The organism is Polaromonas eurypsychrophila (assembly GCF_014641715.1).
Lineage (GTDB): Bacteria > Pseudomonadota > Gammaproteobacteria > Burkholderiales > Burkholderiaceae_C > Polaromonas > Polaromonas eurypsychrophila.
In genome coordinates, this window is record NZ_BMIG01000017.1 from 1 (window position 1) to 17,494 (window position 17,494).

A 17,494-nucleotide genomic window follows, 5' to 3' on the forward strand; every position below is an offset into this window, starting at 1 on the left:
CTCGCTCATGTGCTGCTCTCCTCGGGGGTGGGGAGTGTTGCACTTCAAGCTTGAGACCGCCAAGCAAAGAGAAGGCGACCCGATGGTCTGGGTCCTTCCGCTTCGCTCCAGGCAACCTGTGGTGCTCGTCAAAAGCGGGGTCTCGCTCGAACTCGGCTTCGCCTCAGACAATCGCGAGCCCTGATCCGCTTTTGCCTGCGCTCCTCGGCCCAGCCCGACGGGTGGCAGAGAAAATCAGTACCGAGACAAAATCCGGAGTGCAGGAAGCGCGAAGCGCTTCCTGCACGGGAATCCCAACCGGCCTTCATGTTTGCACGCGAGCGCAGCACACGCGGCCGCATGTTGTCCCCCTCCATCGCCCAGCGGGGCGAGGGAGGGGTTAGGGGTGGGAGTGGGGAGTCGAAACTACTGCCCAATGCAAGCCGGAAACGCAGCGTGACGCCGCGAAGGCATTAAACCTTCTAGAGCGAGTTTTATGAATGGAATCGGCATCCAGCCCATATCCACCATTCGCCGTCAGCTATAAAAACAGGAGCAAGTCCGGGCTCCCGCTCCGCCACAAAGCCCGATCGGGGTTTGCCCGCAGGCCGCACTCGGGCGACCCGCTACACGCCAGCTTGCGACTACCATGCATTCAAATTTCCCTTCGAGAAGAACAACATGCCCCACAACACATCGCCCTTCCCCCACCTCCTCGCCCCCCTGAACCTCGGCTTCACCACCCTGAAAAACCGGGTGCTGATGGGCAGCATGCACACCGGGCTGGAAGACGGACGCAAACATTTCCCGGCGATGGCCGCCTACTTCGCCGAGCGCGCGCGCGGCGGTGTCGGGTTGATGGTGACCGGCGGCTTTGCACCCAATATTGCGGGCTGGACCAAACCGTTTGCCGGCATGCTGGCGAGTTCGGGCGCCGCGCGGCGCCACAAACAGGTCACCGACGCCGTGCATGCCGAGGGCGGCAAGATTGCGCTGCAGATCCTGCACACCGGGCGTTACGGTTACCACCCGCTGTGTGTCGCGCCTTCACGTATTCAAAGCCCGATCTCGCCGTTCACGCCGCTCGCGCTCAGCGCCGGCGGCATCGAGCGGCAGATCCGTGCCTTCATCCGCTGCGCGCTGCTTGCGCGCGAGGCCGGTTACGACGGCGTCGAGATCATGGGCAGCGAAGGTTATTTGATCAACCAGTTTCTGGTCACCCACACCAACCAGCGCACGGACGACTGGGGCGGCAGTTATGCCAACCGCATGCGCCTGGCCATCGAGATCGTGCGCCGCACGCGCGAGGCCGTCGGTCCGGACTTCATCATCATCTACCGCCTGTCCATGATCGACCTGATTCCCGATGGCAGCAGCTGGGACGAAGTGGTGTTGCTGGCCAAGGCGGTTGAAGCAGCCGGCGCAACCCTCATCAACAGCGGCATCGGCTGGCATGAGGCGCGGGTGCCGACAATTGCCACTTCGGTACCTCGCGGCGCCTTCGCCTGGGTCACGAAGAAACTCCGCGACGAATTGCGCAAAGCCGGTCTCACGATTCCGCTGGTCACCAGCAACCGGATCAACACCCCCGAGGTCGCCGAGCAGGTGCTGGCCGACGGCAGCGCCGACATGGTCAGCATGGCGCGGCCGTTCCTGGCCGACCCGGAGTTCGTCAACAAGGCGGCGCGGGGCCGCAGCCAGGAGATCAACACCTGCATCGCCTGCAACCAGGCCTGCCTGGACCATGCCTTCCAGGCGAAGATTGCCAGTTGCCTGGTGAACCCGCGCGCCGGACACGAACTGGAGCTGGTCATCCGCATGACGCCGGCTCGGAAGCGCATTGCCGTCATAGGCGCGGGGCCGGCCGGGCTTGCGGCAGCGACCACACTTGCTGAACGCGGCCACAGCGTGGACTTGTATGACGCAGCAGACAAAATCGGCGGCCAGTTCAACCTGGCCAGACGTGTGCCCGGCAAGGAAGAGTTTGAGGAAACCCTGCGTTACTTCGGCCAGCGCATCACGTCCACCGGTGTGCGCCTGCACCTGGGCACACGCATGGACGCTGCCGCGCTGGTCGCGCAAAAGTTCGACGAGGTGATCCTGGCCACCGGGGTCACGCCGCGCAACCCGCGCATCCCCGGCCAGGAGCATCCCAAGGTGCTCAGTTATATCGACGTGCTGCTGGGCCGCGCGACGGTCGGGCAGCGCGTGGCGCTGATTGGTGCGGGCGGTATCGGTTTCGATATCGCCGAATTCCTCGTCACTCCGGCCCACCATTCCACTGCGCTCGACCTTCCGGCGTGGCTGGCCGAATGGGGCGTGGCCGACCCCGGCGCGGTGCGCGGCGGCGTGGTGCGCCCGGCGCCGACAGCGCCGGCGCGGCAGGTCACGCTGCTGCAGCGCAAACCCGGCAAACTCGGCAAGGGCCTGGGCAAAACCACCGGCTGGATACACCGCGCGGCACTCAAGATGAAAAAGGTCGAGATGCTTTCCGGCGTGAACTATGAACGCATTGGCGATGACGGCGCCGGTGGCTTGGGCCTGTTCATCACCTTCGGCGAGAAGCGCCTGAACGGCACCGTGCTTAGCGTCGACAACATCGTGCTGTGCGCGGGCCAGGAACCGCTGCGCGAACTGCTGGCGCCGCTGCGCGCGGCCGGTGTCAAAACGACGTTGATTGGCGGCGCTGACGAAGCGTCCGAGCTGGACGCCAAACGCGCGATCGATCAGGGCACGCGGGTGGCTGCGGCAGTCTGATTTTTATTGCTGCAGCAGGCTGGCGACGCAAGCAGCAATCGCCAATGAACTCGTCAGCCCCGGTGACTCAATGCCGAACAGGTTGACCAGCCCCGCCACGCCGTGCTCGGCCGGCCCCTGGATCACAAAGTCGCTGGCCGGTGCGCCGGGCGGCTGGATCTTGGGCCGTATGCCGGCGTAACCGGGCGCCAGCGCGCCGTCGGCCAGGCCTGGCCAGTACTTGCGAACTTCGGCATAAAACGCGTCACCGCGCGCTGCATCAACCCGCAGGTCGTCGGGCGAATCCACCCACTGAACATCGGGCCCAAATTTGGCCTGGCCGCCGAGGTCGAGGGTCAGGTGTACACCGAGGCCGGCCAGGTGCGAAGCCGGTTCGGGCACAGGGTAGATCAGCCGGCTGAACGGCGAGCGGCCGGACAACGTGAAGTAGTTGCCCTTGGCGTAAAAAGCCGGCGGTACAAAAGAAGCATGCAGCCCGGCGAAGCGCGCGGCGAGTGCAGGCGCCTGCAGGCCGGCCGCATTGACGACGGTTCTGGCCTGCAGCTCGGTGCCATCATTTGCTACTAAAGTGATAGCTGTTGGCGCACAACTGGCGTGGGCCAGAGCCGAATTGATAACCACAACACCGCCTGCGTTCTCCAGGTCACCCTGCAGCGACAGCATCAGCGCATGGCTGTCGATGATGCCGGTGCTGGGCGAGTAAACGGCGGCCACGCAGGCCAGTTGTGGCTCCATGGCCTGCGCCTGCGCTTGTGTGAGCAGGATCAGGTCATTAACGCCATTGGCGGCCGCCCTGGCGATGATGCCGGGCAGCTCAGCGGCCTGCGCCGCACTGGTGGCAACAATCAGTTTGCCGCAACGCTGGTGGCCAATGCCGCGTTCGGCGCAGTAGTCATACAGCATCTGTTTGCCCAGCACACACAGGCGCGCCTTCAGCGAACCCTGCGGGTAATAGATGCCGGCGTGGATCACCTCGCTGTTGCGCGAGCTGGTACCGGTGCCAATAGCGTTGGCCGCCTCCAGCACCATCACCTCCCGGCCCTGCAGCGCCAGCGCACGCGCCACCGCAAGGCCCACCACACCAGCGCCAATGACGACGCAATCAACACAATCAATACGATCCATCAAGCTTCTTTCTCGACACCTTCAAAAAACAACTGTACGTGGCCGGGTGTCGCACGCGACTTGCCTCCGCTGCTGCCTTGGGCCCCTTGACGGTTCATGAGCCAAGCCATGGCCCGACGACCCAATGCCAAAGTGCAGCGGTGGCGCCGATCCAGACGAGCACGATGAGAGCGGCGCCAACGCGGCTCGTCGGTTTGCCACCTTTTGTCTTCATCCATTGGTCGGCAAGATCACGGCAATCCGCAAGAACAGGCGCCGGAATCATCCGGACAGCTAGCCAGATCAACCCGGGCAGCAAGATCACATCGTCGAGGTAGCCCAGCACGGGAATAAAGTCAGGTATCAGGTCAATGGGGCTAAAGGCATATGCCACTACGAAGATGCCCAAGGCCTTTGTGTACCAGGGAACTCCGGAATGCCGGGTGGCAAACCACAGCGTCACGCCGTCGCGCTTGATGGCTTTCGCCCATCTTCTCAAGCTATCCGCTAGCGGCACCTTGAGCCTCCCCCCAATGCACAGCCGTTCATGCCGCTCCAAGCAACTACACCAGGTTGCCGGGGTATTGGCTGCCAGAGCATGCCACCTTGCAGCCAGATCACAAGCTGCGCGGATCGGTGGCCAGCAGCAATTGCACCAGCGACTGGAGGCTGGTTTTCAACGGCGCAAAGCCGTTGTTGATCTCCAGCGTCTCTTCGCTCATGTAGAGCTTGCGGTTGATCTCAAGCTGAATGCTGTGGCGCTGCTGCTGCGGCGCGCCATAGCGCCGCACCAGCTCCACGCCCTTGTACGGGTGGTTGTAGGCCACGCTGTAGCCCAGACCGCGCAGGTGCTCACAGACCAGGCGCGACAGCGGCGCGCAAGCAGTGGAACCATCGCGGTCGCCGACCACGAAGTCGGCATGCGCCTCACCGGGAAAATCCGTGGCCTTGCTGGAGGCGATGGCCGGCATCGAGTGGCAGTTGATGTGGATGCTGTAGCCATGCCGCGCATGTGCGTCGGATATAGCTTGCGCCACCGCCGCGTGGTAGGGCTGCCAGCAGTTGGCGATACGCGCCTGGACCTCAGCCACGCCAAGCTTGCGCTGGTAGATCGGCAAGCCGTCATCCGTGGTGCGCCAGATCAGGCCCTTGCCCAGGCGCACCTTGCCAAGTACCTTCTCGTCGCTGGAGACCGGGCCGGGCCAGTCTTCATCGAACAGGCTGACATCAACCTCGGTGGTGTCGCGGTTGGCGTCCAGGTAGCTGCGCGGAAAAAACGCCTCGATCCAGCCCACGCCCAGCGCGGGCGCAAAGTCGTAGAGCTTTTCGACATGGGTGTCTTCGGCGCGCCGCAAAACCGGCAGATCACAGGCGTAAGCAAAATCCTGGGGATAGGTGGTGCCACTGTGCGGCGAGTCCAGCACCAACGCCGTGGCGCCGGGCAGGTAACGGACGGGGGAATCAGGAGAAGCAGTCATAGCTTCATTGTGCCCGTGGCGGCGGCCCACGCGGGGCCGGACAAGCCCTTGCCCCCTGCCTATGCTATTGAATAAATAGCAGTCTGCGCCCAATAGACATGGGCTGGAGCCCGATTCTTCTTATAAAGCCGGTGCAGAGGGTGCAGCCAGCATTTCCTGCAGCAGCCAGGTGCCAGCGCGGCCCAGCGGCCGCTGGCGCGACCAGACGGCGTCCACCGGCACCCGTTGCGGCCAGCCGCGTGCGTCCAGCTCAGTGAGCTTGCCGACGGCAAACCGCGTAACCATCCAGCGCGGGATCGCGGCCCAGCCAAAGCCGAGCACCGCCATTTCCATCAGCATCAGATAACTGGGTGCCGACCATGAGCGGCGCGCCGCCGGCATGACCTGGTCGGCACTGCCCAGGTAGGTGTCCAGCCGCAACTCACGATGTCTGGCCAGCAGCTCGGGGGTGATGTCTTTCATGCCGGCCAGCGCGTGGGTACTGGCCACAAACAGCGTGATCTCTGACTGCTCGGCAATCGTTGCAGAACCGATGTCGGGCGGGTACAGGCTTTGCGCGCCGACCACACCAATGTGGGCGCGGCCTGTTTGCACCAGCGACACCAGGTCGCCGTGTTCCGCGATCAGGCATTCGAACTCCAGGTCGGGGAAACGCTGCTCGAAAGCCTTGAGCATGTCTTCAAAACGATCCGACTGGTAGGTGTCGGACCAGACCACGCTGAGCTTGGCCTCCAGTCCGCCGCCGAGTTGGCTGGCCGACAGATCGAGACGGTCGCTGGCAGCCAGAATTTCCTGCACCTTGCCCAGCATCACGCGGCCATGTTCGGTCAGCGCCGGCTTGCGGCTGCTGCGATCAAACAGGCTCAGGCCGAGGTCGATTTCAAGGTTGGCGATGGCCGTGCTCACGGTGGACTGACTTTTGCCCAGCTTGCGGGCCGCGGCCGAAAAAGAGCCCAGGGTGGCAGCTTCGGCAAAGGCGGTCAGGGCTTCGGGAGAATGGCGCATGGTACCGATCTATCTATTTTTAAGATGGTTATCAACTTTAACGTACTGTAAATAGCGATAAAAATACAGCGATCGACATTTCCAACACCGCTGTTCCAAGTCATGAGCCTTCAGAAGTCCCTTAAAGAACGCTTTTTCCACGCCCTCGGTTTCGAGGTGCTGGCCATCGCCATCTGTGCCCCGCTGGGCGCCTGGCTGCTCGGCTATTCGCTGGCGCACATGGGGCTGCTGACCCTGATGATTTCGCTGATCGCCATGTTCTGGAACATGGTGTTCAACGCCGTGTTTGACCGTGCCCAGCGCCGCATGGGCTTTAAGCGCACGCTGGGGGCGCGTGTCGTGCATTCGGTGATCTTCGAGATTGGCCTGATCCTGGCCGTGGTGCCGCTGGCCGCCTGGTGGCTGGACATCGGACTGTGGGAAGCCTTTGTGCTGGACATCGGCATCGTGCTGTTTTTCCTGCCTTACACCTTTGCCTTCAACTGGAGCTACGACCACCTGCGCAGCGTCCTGGTGGCCCGGCATTTGCGCAAGAAAGCACTGGCCTCCGCCTGAACCTGCAGCCCGTTCAGCCGGCCCGGCCGCGATCCAGCAGCAGCTCGCTGGAATGCACGAGTTCAAAACGCCCGCTGGCCCCTGCATAGTCCCAGCGCTCGACCCAACACGAGCGCTGGCCAGACGCATGGCGCAGCAGGTTGACCGAATTAGGTGCCTCGCGCCGGACCCGCGATGACAGCGCCGTGCCGGCCTGCACACACCAGATGCGTCGGTCCAGGCCCGCGACCTGGGACGACATCTCGCGGACATAAGGCAAGTGGATGTGGCCACCCATCACGATGTCGGCCCCGGCAGCGGCCCAGGCGCGCACCGCAGGCTCCCAGCCGCGCAAGCGGTCATGTTCGTCTTCAGCGCGCAGCACCATCACCGGCTGGTGCAGCACCACCACGCGCAACTGCGCGGAGGTCGCGTCCTGCAGTTCGGCCACCACGCGTTTGATCTGCGCGGCAGACACCTGGCCGTTTTTATGCCGCCAGCGCCGCGTGGTTTTCACGCCGATCACGCGCATGGCTGGCGTCTGCAGGCGGGTCTCGATCAGCGGGCCGAAGGCGCGCAGGTAGCCCGCATACGGGCTGAAGGCGCGCTGCCAGAGATTGAACAGCGGGATGTCATGGTTGCCGGGCAGCGAGAGCATGGCCGGAATCGCCAGCCGGTCGCAAAACGCCCGGGCGGCATCAAACTGTTCGGGCCGCGCGCGCTGCGTGATGTCTCCCGACAGCACCAGCAGATCGGGACTTTGTTCAAGCGCCAATTGGACCAGCGCCTCGGCCACGGACGGCTGCACGGTGCCGAAATGCGGATCAGAAATCTGCAGCAAAACGCTCATCAGAAAACCTCCGCGCTGCGCGCTGCGATATTCGCCTTGGGAACGGCCCGGCGGTCCGCTATCAAAACCTCCGCGCTGCGCGCTGCGATATTCGCCCTGGGAACGGCCCGGCGGTCCGCTATCAAAACCTCCGCGCTGCGCGCTGCGATATTCGCCTTGGGAACGGCCCGGCGGCTCATGCCACCTCCGCCCGGTCCGCCGGCGCGGGCACCAGCAGCAACAGCGGCTGGGGCGCGATCTCGAACACCAGCGGCGTGCGCATCCAGGCGATCTCGCCGTCGGTCGCCACCTTGATGCGTTTGACGCCGCGCGGCGTCACCGTCAGGCGGCGGAAGGAAAAACTGTCGACGTTCTCGGCCTCGCCCAGTTGGCCCAGCAAACCGTGCATCAGCAGGCCGAACAAGGCCAGCGTGCCGATGGGCCGCACCACAATGGCGGCCAGTTGGCCTTGCTCCACCGCATCCGTTTGTTGCTCGTTGATCCCGACGCGCGTGAGCTGAAGGTGGTTGTTGCCGACAAACAGCGTGGGCGTGCGCAGGGCGACGGCCTTGCCAGCCGACTCGATCTGCAGGTGGAGTTGCTTGCGGCTTTGCAACAAAGTGGCGATACCGGAGAGAAAAGCCACCAAACGACTGCGCCCGAGTTGAGCCTTCCAGACTTCTCTGTCTTCCAGAAGTTGCGGGTACAGGCCCAGGCTGGCGTTGACCAGGAACAGCCGGCCATTGACCTGGCCGGCCTGAACCGGCTCGATGCGCGCGCCCAGCAAGGCACGGGCAGAAGCCAAGGTGTCTTGCGGAATGGCATGGGCGCGCCCGAAATAATTGAAAGTGCCCTGGGGCAACACACCGAAGGGGCAGCCGCTGCTGATCACCACACTGGCCACGGCATTGATGGTGCCGTCACCGCCGGCGGCCACCACCACACCCTGGCGTGACAACGCGAGCTCGACAGCACGCCGCGCCACCTCGTTGATGCGCGCCGGATCGTCGATCAGCAAAAATTCGAATTCGCGCCCGCCCTCTTTAAATGCCTGCGCGATCAGCGCCTGCTGTTTGTCACTGTCATGGTGTCCCGAACCCGCATTGAGAACAACAAAAAACGGACCGTGTCGGGCGGCATATTCGGGGAAAGCATCGGGAAGGGACATGCCGCAAGCGTAAACGCCGCCAGACGCCAGGTCTGTCAGTCAACAGCCCTTCCGCCCGCCGGCGCGGCGCATCGCGATGTTGGACGCAGGCGCTTATTTCATCTGCACCGAACCGGAGACATTGACCAGCACCGTGCTTTTCCCGGCTTCAACCGGAATTGGCGAAGAGTCGGCAGCCTTGGCTTCCATGGCCATCATGCGCGGACGGATCGGTCCCTGGTCGTTGGCGTTGATCGCAACTTCACGCAGGGTGTAGCTGCTGAAACCAAAACTGCGGGAAACCTCGGCGGCTTTGGCCTTGAAGCTTTCAATCGCCTGCGCCTGGGCCTGCCCCTCCACCTGCGCGCGCTGCTCACGGCTCAGCGCAAAACCGACATTGCCCAGGGTCAGGGTCTGGATTTTTCCCGCGGCAGCGGTGATGCGCGGGAAGTCCTTGCCTTCGAGCACCAACTCGGTCCGGCCCTGCCAACCGCTGATCTTGCCGTCCTTGGTATAGCGCGGGTACAGGCTGAAATTGCCGGTTCGCACGTCCATCAGACCGGGCTGGGCGGTTTTTTTGGCCTCGACCAACGCGGCATCCAGCGCCGCCTTGAGCTGGCTCTGGACCGCTGCGGCATCGGCACCGTCACGCGAGGTGCTCATCAGGATGGACAGCAGGTCCTGCTGGACCTCAACCGAACCGCTGGCCGACAACTGGGCCACGTTCTGCATCGGCGGTTGGTTGATCTGGGCCCAGAGACTGGTGCTGCCCATGGCCAACAGACAGGCTGCGATGATTAGTGGGGGCTTTTTCAATGTTTTCTTTCGAAGGTTGAGAGGCAGGTCCTGCTGGCAGGATCCCGACGCAAGGCGAAAAGATAGCCGAAATTTTCCGAAGTCCTTGTCAGCATCCGCCTCCATTTGCAGTCATCCTGCCGCTCAATCATCTGCTACTGCCCTTATCTGCCTGCTGGCCAGCTTGTCCGCCATCGCAACTTCTGTAACAGTGTGTCAAAGTCCACAGAATTTCCGGATTCCGTGTTTTTAGCCTCCAAAATGGCTCTGTTACAAATTACGATGGCACCATGACACAAGCTAGCAACACTCCCCGCGCTGACAAGATCCTGATTCTTGACGATGATGTCCGGATCCGGGACCTGCTGCGCCGCTACCTGACCCAGGAAGGCTTTGAAGTTATTTTGGCGGAAGACAGCAAGGCCCTGAACCGCATCATGATGCGGGATGCCGTGGACCTGATCGTTCTGGACCTGATGATGCCCGGCGAAGACGGCCTGTCGATCTGCCGGCGCCTGCGCGCAGCCAATGACCGCACCCCCATCATCATGCTGACCGCCAAGGGCGAAGACGTGGACCGCATCGTCGGCCTGGAAGTCGGCGCCGACGACTACCTGTCCAAACCCTTCAACCCTCGCGAGTTGCTGGCGCGTATTCACGCCGTGCTGCGCCGCCGGCCCGCCATCGAGGTGCCGGGTGCGCCGTCGAGCGAGCAAGAGGTGGTCAACTTTGGCCCCTTTGTTTTCGACATGGGACTGCGCACCCTGCAAAAAAACGGCGAAGAACTGCCGCTGACCACCGGCGAATTTGCGATGCTGAAAACCCTGGTGCGCCATCCGCGCCAGCCCTTGTCGCGCGAAAAGCTGGCCCAGTTGGCGCGTGGCCGAGAGTTCGAGCCGTTTGACCGCAGCCTTGACGTGCAGGTCTCGCGGCTGCGCAAGCTGATTGAGATGGATGCCGCCGTGCCGCGTTATATTCAGACGGTCTGGGGCATTGGTTATGTGTTCGTGCCGGACGGCACCAACTGACAGGCCCCGCGCCCCGACCACCCTTCCGCGGCATATCCAGCTTCGCTGACGCCGCGCCTCCTGCCAGACTTCTTCTCCCTTTCCCATGCAAGGCACCAGTCCCGCGATCCTGGAAACTGCCCCGGCCCCCCTGGAGATGCGCCCCCGCGTCGGCCTGAACCTGTTCTGGCGCACTTTTTTCTTTCTGGCGCTGCTGCTGATCGGCTGCATCGTGGCCTGGCTGCAGACTTTCCGGGCACTGGAGTTCGAACCGCGTGCCGTACAAAGTGCCCAGCAGCTGGCTTCACTGGTCAACCTGAGCCGCGCGGCGCTCAAGTACTCAGACTCCATCACGCGTGTCTGGCTGATCAAAACCCTGGCGGACGAAGAAGGTGTGCGCATCTCGCCGCGCGAACCCCGAGACAAGTACGAGCTGTTTGTCAACGACCCATTCGGCGAACGTATAGGCGATGAACTCACCACTCGCATGGGCAAAGGCACGGTGGTGGCCAAATCCGTCAATGGCGTGCCAGGCGTCTGGGTTGGCTTCACCATCGACGGCGACTCCTACTGGCTGCTGACCGATCCCTCGCGTTTGGGCCCGATGCAAGGCGGCACCTGGCTGATCTGGCTGATCACAGCGGCCATTTTGTCGCTGCTCGGCGCGGCGCTAATCGCACGCCTGATCAACCGGCCACTCAAGCAATTGTCGTTTGCGGCAAGCCGCATGCGCGACGGCGATTTCGATGCCAGCTTGCTTGACGAACAGGTGGCGACCAGCGAAATCCGCGAGGTCAACATCGGTTTTAACCGCATGGCTGAACAACTCTCCAAGATCGAGGAAGACCGGGTCATCATGCTGGCTGGCATTTCACACGACCTGCGCACGCCGCTGGCGCGCCTGCGACTGGAAACCGAAATGAGCGTGGCGGACGCCGAGGCGCGCGCCCACATGGCCGCCGACATTTCCCAACTCGACGCCATCATCGACAAGTTTCTGGACTACGCCCGGCCTGACCCGCCGCAACTGTCGCCACTCTCACTCAACGCCATCATTGACGCGGCCGTGTATGCGGTGGCCGAATACACCGACATGCGCGTCAACGTCACCTTGCCCGGCCCCATCACCGTGCTGGCCGACGAGGTGGAGCTGTCGCGCGTGATCGCCAACCTGCTGGAAAACGCCAGGCGCTACGGCAAGACACCGGAAACCGGTATCGCGATGGTGGACATCGCAGCCAAGGAACGTGACCAGTGGGTATTGATCAAGGTTCGCGACCATGGCACCGGCGTGGCACCGCATGCGCTGAGCAACCTGACCAAGCCGTTTTTTCGCGGTGACGCCGCCCGCACCGCCGCCACCGGCGCCGGCCTGGGCCTGGCGATTGTTGAAAAAACCCTGCACCGCATGGGCGGCGTGTTTGCGCTGGCCAACACCGGCTCGGGCGGGCTGGCGGCGCATATCAAATTAAGAAGGGGTTAGATACTGCCCCCACGGTCGCTCACTGATTGTCCGCTCGTCCTGAGCCTGTCGAAGGATGCCCCCCGAGGGGGCGCTGCGCCTGCGGACCGGCAGAGCCGGATCCGCGGCCCCTGCTTGAAAAGAGATGCCCTCGCGATGACTTCCTGGAATCCGTTCATCCTGAGCTTGTCGAAGGATGCACCTGCGGGGGCGCTGCGCCTGCGGACCGGCGAAGCCGGATCCGCGGCCCCGGCTGGTGAATAAAATTCACTCGTTGCGCGAGCTGCAGCATCAAATCGGGCTCCGGCCCCCATTCAGCGGAAGCGAGCAGCTATTAAAACAATAGCGCCACAGCGCGCGCTTCCATACTCAAGCCCTGCCCCACCGGGCCGAGTTTCTCGGCGGTTTTGGCTTTCACGTTGACACGCGACAGGTCCAGGCCCAGCGCATCAGCCAGGCACTGGCGCATAGCCGGTATGTGCGGGGCCAGCTTGGGCGCCTGCGCAATCACGGTGCTGTCGATATTGCCTATGCGCAGCCCGCGTTCCGCCAGCAGGCGGCCGGTTTCCCGCAGCAGCACCACCGAATCCGCGCCTTTGAAGCGCGCATCGGTGTCGGGGAAATGGCTGCCGATGTCGCCGAGGCCGGCAGCCCCGAGCAGGGCGTCGATGATGGCGTGAATCAGCAAGTCAGCGTCCGAGTGGCCGAGCAGGCCGGTGCTGTGCGGCACGGTCACGCCGCCGATGATCAGTTTGCGGCCCGGCACCAGCGCATGGGTGTCCCATCCCTCGCCAATGCGGAATGGTGCCCCCACGCTCCCGACTTCGTGAGCCTCCGGCGTTTCGCTGCCCCTGGCACCAGGGAAAGGGGCCTTGCCCCCCCGGACCGGCAAAGCCGGGTCCGGGGCCCCGGCTGGTAAAGAGTCAGTTGGATTCGTGGCTGGCGTCATCAGATAAAACTTTCTGTGCAGCTTTCGGTGCCGCAGCCTTGCGCACCCGCGGTTTGGCCGGTGTCCGGCTTTTGATCAGCGCTTCGGCAAGCACAAAGTCTTCCGGGTAAGTCACCTTGAAGTTGTGGGCGCTGCCGCGCACCAGTTTTGGCGCCAGGCCGGCAGCCTCCATGGCGCTGGCTTCGTCGGTAACGGCCTCACCCAGGGTCACCGCCATCTTCAGCGCCTGGGTCAGCGCGCCGAGGCGGAACATCTGCGGCGTTTGCGCCTGCCATTTTTCCTCCCGCGAGACCGTTGCCACCACCCTGCCGTCCCGGCCCTGCTTGAGCGTGTCGGGCACCGGCTGGGCCAGCAAGCCGCCCACAGGATCGCTGTGGCAGGCATCAATGAGCTGGTCGATCTGCGCAGCCGTGACCAGGCAGCGCGCCGCGTCGTGCACCAGCACCCAGTCGTCCGTTTCGCCGCCGCTGGCGGCCAGTTGTTCAAGGCCACCCAACACACTGGCGGCGCGGCTGTCGCCGCCGCAAGGCGCAACCTCCACGCCGGCAGGCGCCTGCCTGGCCAGGAATTCGTCACCCGGCGCCACCACCACCAGGCAGGAGGCGATGCGCGTCACCTGGGCAAAGGCCTTCAGCGTGTGCATGACCATGGGCACACCCGCAATCGGCTGATATTGTTTGGGCAGCGCTGCATCTTTCGCGCGGTCTCCGACGGCGCGCGTGCCCTGACCCGCACAGGGGATCAGCGCAAAAAAGCGCGGAATCAGGGATTTCGGTGCTCGAAGCGTCATGGCCTGATCATAGATTCTAAAATCAGGGCTTCAAAGGTCCTCACACCCCATTCCGGCCGGTTTGGGGTGTTTCCCTTTTTTCCGGCCTTTTTTTCCCGACTTTCTGTCACCTTTTGCGACTGCTTCATGGATTTACCCAAACTGCTTCCCGGCAAACGCTACACGCTGCCCCAGCCCACCGGCTCGGCCGACGCCTTGTTGCTGGCGCAGCTAGGGTTGAAGGAAAAGACTGCCGGCCGGCTGACAGCCATCGTCACCGCGGACGCGGCCACGGCCCAGCGCCTGCTCGACGAGATGGCGTTTTTTGCGCCCGATCTTCGCTGCGCCCTGTTCCCCGACTGGGAGACCCTGCCCTACGACACCTTCTCGCCGCACCAGGATCTGATCAGCGAGCGCCTGGCCACGCTGTGGCGCCTGCATGCCTCGGGCGGCCAGCGCGACAAGGACAGCGGCGTTGATGTCGTGATCGTGCCGGCCACCACCGCCCTGTACCGGCTGGCGCCGCCGGCCTTCCTGGCCGGCTACACCTTTCATTTCAAGGTCAAGCAAAAGCTCGACGAGGCCAAGCTCAAAAGTCAGCTGACGCTGGCCGGCTACAGCCACGTGACCCAGGTCGTGAGCCCCGGTGAATACGCGGTGCGCGGCGGACTGATCGACCTGTTTCCCATGGGCTCGCCCGTGCCCTACCGCGTGGACCTGTTCGACGACGAGATCGACTCGATACGCACCTTCGACCCGGACAGCCAGCGCAGCCTTTACCCGGTGCCCGAAGTACGGCTGCTGCCGGGCCGCGAATTCCCGATGGACGACGAAGCCCGCACCCGATTCCGAAGCCGCTGGCGCGAACTGCTGGAAGGCGACCCGACCAAAAGCCGCATTTACAAGGATATCGGCAACGGCGTGGCCACCGCCGGCATCGAATATTACCTGCCGCTTTTTTTCGAGGAAACCGCGACGGTGTTCGACTATCTGGGCAGCGAAGCCATGGTGGTGTTGCACGGTGATCTGGAGCCGGCCTTCCAGCGTTTCTGGCAGGACACCAAGGACCGCTACCGGCTGGTGCGCGATGCCCCGGACCGCCCGGCGCTGCCGCCCGAATCGCTGTTCCTGAGCACCGAGCAGTTTTATGCGCGTGCCAACGATTATCCGCAGCTTGCCATCCGCCCCGCGATCGAGGACGTGGCCGACAACGCGCATTACCAGAAGCTCGGTGAGATGTCGGTGGTGCGCGGCGCCGAGGACCCGCTGGCGCGGCTGAAGGCGCACATCCGCAACACGCCGCAGCGCGTGCTGCTGCTGGCTGAAAGCGATGGCCGCCGCGAAAGCCTGCTCGACTTCCTGCGCGCCAGCAGCCTGAACCCGCCCGCCTTCGATTCGCTGGAAGACTTCCAGACCAGCCTGGAAAAACTCGGCATTGCCACGGCGGCAATAAACACGGGTTTTAGCTGGCTCGCTGGCGACATCGATTTCGTCACCGAAACCGAGCTGTTTGCGGCCGGCGCGGTGACCCGCAGGCGCAACAAAAAGCAGGAACAGGTCAGTGACGTCGAGGCGCTGATCAAGGACCTGTCCGAGCTCAATGTCGGCGACCCGGTGGTGCACAGCGCGCACGGCATAGGCCGCTACAAGGGCCTGATCAACATGGACCTGGGCCAGGGCACCACCGAGTTCCTGCATCTGCAATATGCCGATGACGCCACGCTCTACGTGCCAGTCAGCCAATTGCAGCAGATCAGCCGCTACACCGGTGTCAGTGCCGACGAAGCCCCACTGCACCGGCTCGGCAGCGGGCAGTGGGAAAAGGCCAAACGCAAGGCCGCCGAACAGGTACGCGACTCGGCCGCCGAACTGCTCAACATTTACGCGCGCCGCGCTGCGCGCGAGGGCCATGCCTTCCGCTACTCACCCGACGACTACGAGGTGTTCGCCAACGACTTCGGTTTTGACGAAACCGCCGACCAGCGCGCCGCCATTCATGCGGTGATCCAGGACATGATCAGCCCGCGACCGATGGACCGGCTGGTCTGCGGTGACGTGGGCTTTGGCAAGACCGAAGTCGCGCTGCGCGCCGCCTTCATCGCCATCACCGGCGGCAAGCAGGTGGCGCTGCTGGCGCCCACCACCCTGCTGGCCGAGCAGCACTACCAGACCCTGGTCGACCGATTTGCCAAGTGGCCGGTCAAGGTGGCCGAGATGAGCCGCTTCCGCTCCGGCAAGGAAATCACCGCTGCCATCAAGGGCATCGCCGATGGCAGCATCGACATCGTGGTCGGCACCCACAAGCTGCTGAGCCAGGACGTGAAGTTCCAGCGCCTGGGCCTGCTCATCATCGACGAGGAACATCGTTTCGGCGTGCGCCACAAGGAGGCAATGAAGGCCATGCGCGCCGAGGTCGATGTGCTGACGCTGACCGCCACGCCGATTCCGCGCACGCTGGGCATGGCGCTCGAAGGCCTGCGCGATCTGAGCGTCATTGCCACTGCACCGCAGCGGCGGCTGGCGATCAAGACCTTTGTGCGCAGTGAAAGCAACGGGGTGATCCGCGAGGCCGTTCTGCGCGAATTGAAACGCGGCGGCCAGGTCTATTTCCTGCACAACGAGGTCGAGACCATCCAGAACCGGCGGGAGAAGCTCGAAGCCCTGCTGCCGGAGGCGCGCATCGCCGTGGCGCACGGCCAGATGCCCGAGCGCGAACTCGAAAAAGTCATGAAGGACTTCGTGGCCCAGCGCTACAACCTGCTGCTGTGTTCGACCATCATCGAAACCGGTATTGATGTGCCGACGGCCAACACCATCGTCATGAGCCGCGCTGACAAGTTCGGTCTGGCGCAGTTGCACCAGTTGCGGGGCCGCGTCGGCCGCAGCCACCACCAGGCCTACGCCTACCTGATGGTGCCCGACATCGAGGGCCTGACCAAACAGGCGAGCCAGCGGCTCGAAGCCATCCAGCAGATGGAAGAGCTCGGCTCCGGTTTTTACCTGGCGATGCACGACCTGGAGATTCGCGGTACCGGCGAGGTACTCGGCGAGAACCAGAGCGGCAACATGATGGAGATCGGCTTCCAGCTTTACAACGAGATGCTCAACGAGGCCGTGGCCTCACTGAAGGCCGGGCGCGAGCCCGATTTGCTTTCGCCTCTCAATGTCAGCACCGACATCAACCTGCATGCCCCGGCGCTGCTGCCAAGCGACTACTGCGGCGACGTGCATTTACGGCTGAGTTTCTACAAGAAACTGGCCACCGCCAAAACCACCGATCAGATCGATGCCCTGCTCGAAGAAATCGTGGACCGCTTCGGCAAGCTGCCAGCGCAGGCGCAAACCCTGATTGACGTGCACCGCCTGCGCGTGATCGCCAAGCCTTACGGCGTGGTCAAGGTCGATGCCGCGCCCACGCTAATCAACATCACCTTCAAGAAGGACCCGCCGATCGACCCGATGGCCATCATGCATTTGATCCAGAAGAACAAACACATCAAGCTGGCCGGAAACGACAAGCTGCGCATAGAGCGCGAACTCAAGGAACCCAAGGACAGAGCGCAGATGGTGCGCGATGTATTGAGGAGTTTGGGAACACCAAATAATTCAGCCACCAAGGCAACACCGCTTGAAATATAGGTTTCAAAAACTTATAATTGCCCATGTAATTTTTAGGAGT

General features: G+C 63.4%; 15 protein-coding genes. 6 read left to right on the forward strand and 9 right to left on the reverse strand.

Annotation, left to right across the window (positions count from 1 at the left end; translation table 11 throughout):
* Both IEX16_RS20145 and IEX16_RS17630 read left to right on the forward strand, forming a co-directional pair.
* Window positions 1-184 (forward strand): hypothetical protein (locus IEX16_RS20145; protein WP_229676415.1); only part of this gene is annotated, 184 nt, incomplete at its 5' end.
* A gap of 476 nt (window positions 185-660) precedes the next feature.
* Entirely contained in the window at window positions 661-2,736 is a 2,076-nt protein-coding gene (locus tag IEX16_RS17630; protein WP_188709793.1) for an NADPH-dependent 2,4-dienoyl-CoA reductase, read from the forward strand.
* Between the two features lie 3 nt (window positions 2,737-2,739).
* Here IEX16_RS17630 and IEX16_RS17635 read toward each other — a convergent pair whose 3' ends face one another.
* The 4 genes from IEX16_RS17635 to IEX16_RS17650 all read right to left on the reverse strand — a co-directional run bounded on the left by IEX16_RS17635 (window position 2,740) and on the right by IEX16_RS17650 (window position 6,323).
* A complete protein-coding gene (locus IEX16_RS17635; protein ID WP_188709794.1) occupies window positions 2,740-3,861 on the reverse strand; it encodes an NAD(P)/FAD-dependent oxidoreductase in 1,122 nt (373 codons plus the stop codon).
* Window positions 3,862-3,955: 94 nt separating this feature from the next.
* Complete coding sequence (locus tag IEX16_RS17640) at window positions 3,956-4,357, reverse strand: YkvA family protein (RefSeq protein ID WP_188709873.1); 402 nt, start codon at window positions 4,355-4,357, stop codon at window positions 3,956-3,958.
* A gap of 100 nt (window positions 4,358-4,457) precedes the next feature.
* Window positions 4,458-5,318: an N-formylglutamate amidohydrolase gene (locus IEX16_RS17645; RefSeq protein ID WP_188709795.1), complete on the reverse strand. Its 861-nt coding sequence runs from the start codon at window positions 5,316-5,318 to the stop codon at window positions 4,458-4,460.
* 120 nt (window positions 5,319-5,438) lie between these two features.
* Window positions 5,439-6,323 carry a LysR family transcriptional regulator gene (locus IEX16_RS17650; RefSeq protein ID WP_188709796.1) on the reverse strand — a complete coding sequence of 295 codons (885 nt, stop codon included), beginning with the start codon at window positions 6,321-6,323 and terminating at the stop codon, window positions 5,439-5,441.
* A gap of 102 nt (window positions 6,324-6,425) precedes the next feature.
* On the opposite strand from IEX16_RS17650, the gene IEX16_RS17655 reads away from it, so the two are divergent.
* Entirely contained in the window at window positions 6,426-6,878 is a 453-nt protein-coding gene (locus IEX16_RS17655) for a multidrug/biocide efflux PACE transporter (protein ID WP_188709797.1), read from the forward strand.
* A gap of 13 nt (window positions 6,879-6,891) precedes the next feature.
* On the opposite strand, the gene IEX16_RS17660 is transcribed toward IEX16_RS17655, so the two are convergent.
* The 3 genes from IEX16_RS17660 to IEX16_RS17670 form a co-directional block, all read right to left on the reverse strand.
* Window positions 6,892-7,707 carry a metallophosphoesterase family protein gene (locus IEX16_RS17660; protein ID WP_188709798.1) on the reverse strand — a complete coding sequence of 272 codons (816 nt, stop codon included), beginning with the start codon at window positions 7,705-7,707 and terminating at the stop codon, window positions 6,892-6,894.
* 175 nt (window positions 7,708-7,882) lie between these two features.
* Window positions 7,883-8,854, reverse strand: coding sequence for a diacylglycerol/lipid kinase family protein (locus IEX16_RS17665; RefSeq protein ID WP_188709799.1), 972 nt, complete (start codon window positions 8,852-8,854; stop codon window positions 7,883-7,885).
* Window positions 8,855-8,947: 93 nt separating this feature from the next.
* Window positions 8,948-9,649 (reverse strand): SIMPL domain-containing protein, encoded by a 702-nt coding sequence (locus IEX16_RS17670; RefSeq protein WP_373288375.1) that lies wholly within the window; start codon window positions 9,647-9,649, stop codon window positions 8,948-8,950.
* 269 nt (window positions 9,650-9,918) lie between these two features.
* Between IEX16_RS17670 and ompR the strand changes: the two genes are divergently transcribed.
* Both ompR and IEX16_RS17680 read left to right on the forward strand, forming a co-directional pair.
* Entirely contained in the window at window positions 9,919-10,656 is a 738-nt protein-coding gene (gene ompR / locus IEX16_RS17675; RefSeq protein WP_188709800.1) for an osmolarity response regulator transcription factor OmpR, read from the forward strand.
* An 85-nt stretch (window positions 10,657-10,741) separates the two neighbouring features.
* Window positions 10,742-12,118 (forward strand): sensor histidine kinase family protein, encoded by a 1,377-nt coding sequence (locus IEX16_RS17680; RefSeq protein ID WP_188709801.1) that lies wholly within the window; start codon window positions 10,742-10,744, stop codon window positions 12,116-12,118.
* Between the two features lie 313 nt (window positions 12,119-12,431).
* Here the strand turns inward: IEX16_RS17680 and ispF are convergent, their stop codons facing one another.
* Together ispF and ispD are read right to left on the reverse strand one after the other, a co-directional pair.
* On the reverse strand, window positions 12,432-12,911 hold the full coding sequence (gene ispF, locus IEX16_RS17685) for a 2-C-methyl-D-erythritol 2,4-cyclodiphosphate synthase (protein ID WP_229676416.1): 480 nt from the start codon (window positions 12,909-12,911) through the stop codon (window positions 12,432-12,434).
* Between the two features lie 109 nt (window positions 12,912-13,020).
* A complete protein-coding gene (ispD, locus tag IEX16_RS17690) occupies window positions 13,021-13,836 on the reverse strand; it encodes a 2-C-methyl-D-erythritol 4-phosphate cytidylyltransferase (RefSeq protein ID WP_188709803.1) in 816 nt (271 codons plus the stop codon).
* Between the two features lie 126 nt (window positions 13,837-13,962).
* Between ispD and mfd the strand changes: the two genes are divergently transcribed.
* On the forward strand, window positions 13,963-17,454 hold the full coding sequence (gene mfd, locus IEX16_RS17695) for a transcription-repair coupling factor (RefSeq protein WP_188709804.1): 3,492 nt from the start codon (window positions 13,963-13,965) through the stop codon (window positions 17,452-17,454).
* Window positions 17,455-17,494: the final 40 nt, after the last annotated feature.

What these genes read in the sequence shown, in the direction of transcription:
- IEX16_RS17630 (WP_188709793.1), top strand. Translation starts at nt 661, where the DNA reads ATGCCCCACAACACATCGCCCTTCCCCCACCTCCTCGCCCCCCTGAAC.
- IEX16_RS17635 (WP_188709794.1), bottom strand. Translation starts at nt 3,861, where the DNA reads ATGGATCGTATTGATTGTGTTGATTGCGTCGTCATTGGCGCTGGTGTG.
- IEX16_RS17645 (WP_188709795.1), bottom strand. Translation starts at nt 5,318, where the DNA reads ATGACTGCTTCTCCTGATTCCCCCGTCCGTTACCTGCCCGGCGCCACG.
- IEX16_RS17650 (WP_188709796.1), bottom strand. Translation starts at nt 6,323, where the DNA reads ATGCGCCATTCTCCCGAAGCCCTGACCGCCTTTGCCGAAGCTGCCACC.
- IEX16_RS17655 (WP_188709797.1), top strand. Translation starts at nt 6,426, where the DNA reads ATGAGCCTTCAGAAGTCCCTTAAAGAACGCTTTTTCCACGCCCTCGGT.
- IEX16_RS17660 (WP_188709798.1), bottom strand. Translation starts at nt 7,707, where the DNA reads ATGAGCGTTTTGCTGCAGATTTCTGATCCGCATTTCGGCACCGTGCAG.
- IEX16_RS17665 (WP_188709799.1), bottom strand. Translation starts at nt 8,854, where the DNA reads ATGTCCCTTCCCGATGCTTTCCCCGAATATGCCGCCCGACACGGTCCG.
- ompR (WP_188709800.1), top strand. Translation starts at nt 9,919, where the DNA reads ATGACACAAGCTAGCAACACTCCCCGCGCTGACAAGATCCTGATTCTT.
- IEX16_RS17680 (WP_188709801.1), top strand. Translation starts at nt 10,742, where the DNA reads ATGCAAGGCACCAGTCCCGCGATCCTGGAAACTGCCCCGGCCCCCCTG.
- ispD (WP_188709803.1), bottom strand. Translation starts at nt 13,836, where the DNA reads ATGACGCTTCGAGCACCGAAATCCCTGATTCCGCGCTTTTTTGCGCTG.
- mfd (WP_188709804.1), top strand. Translation starts at nt 13,963, where the DNA reads ATGGATTTACCCAAACTGCTTCCCGGCAAACGCTACACGCTGCCCCAG.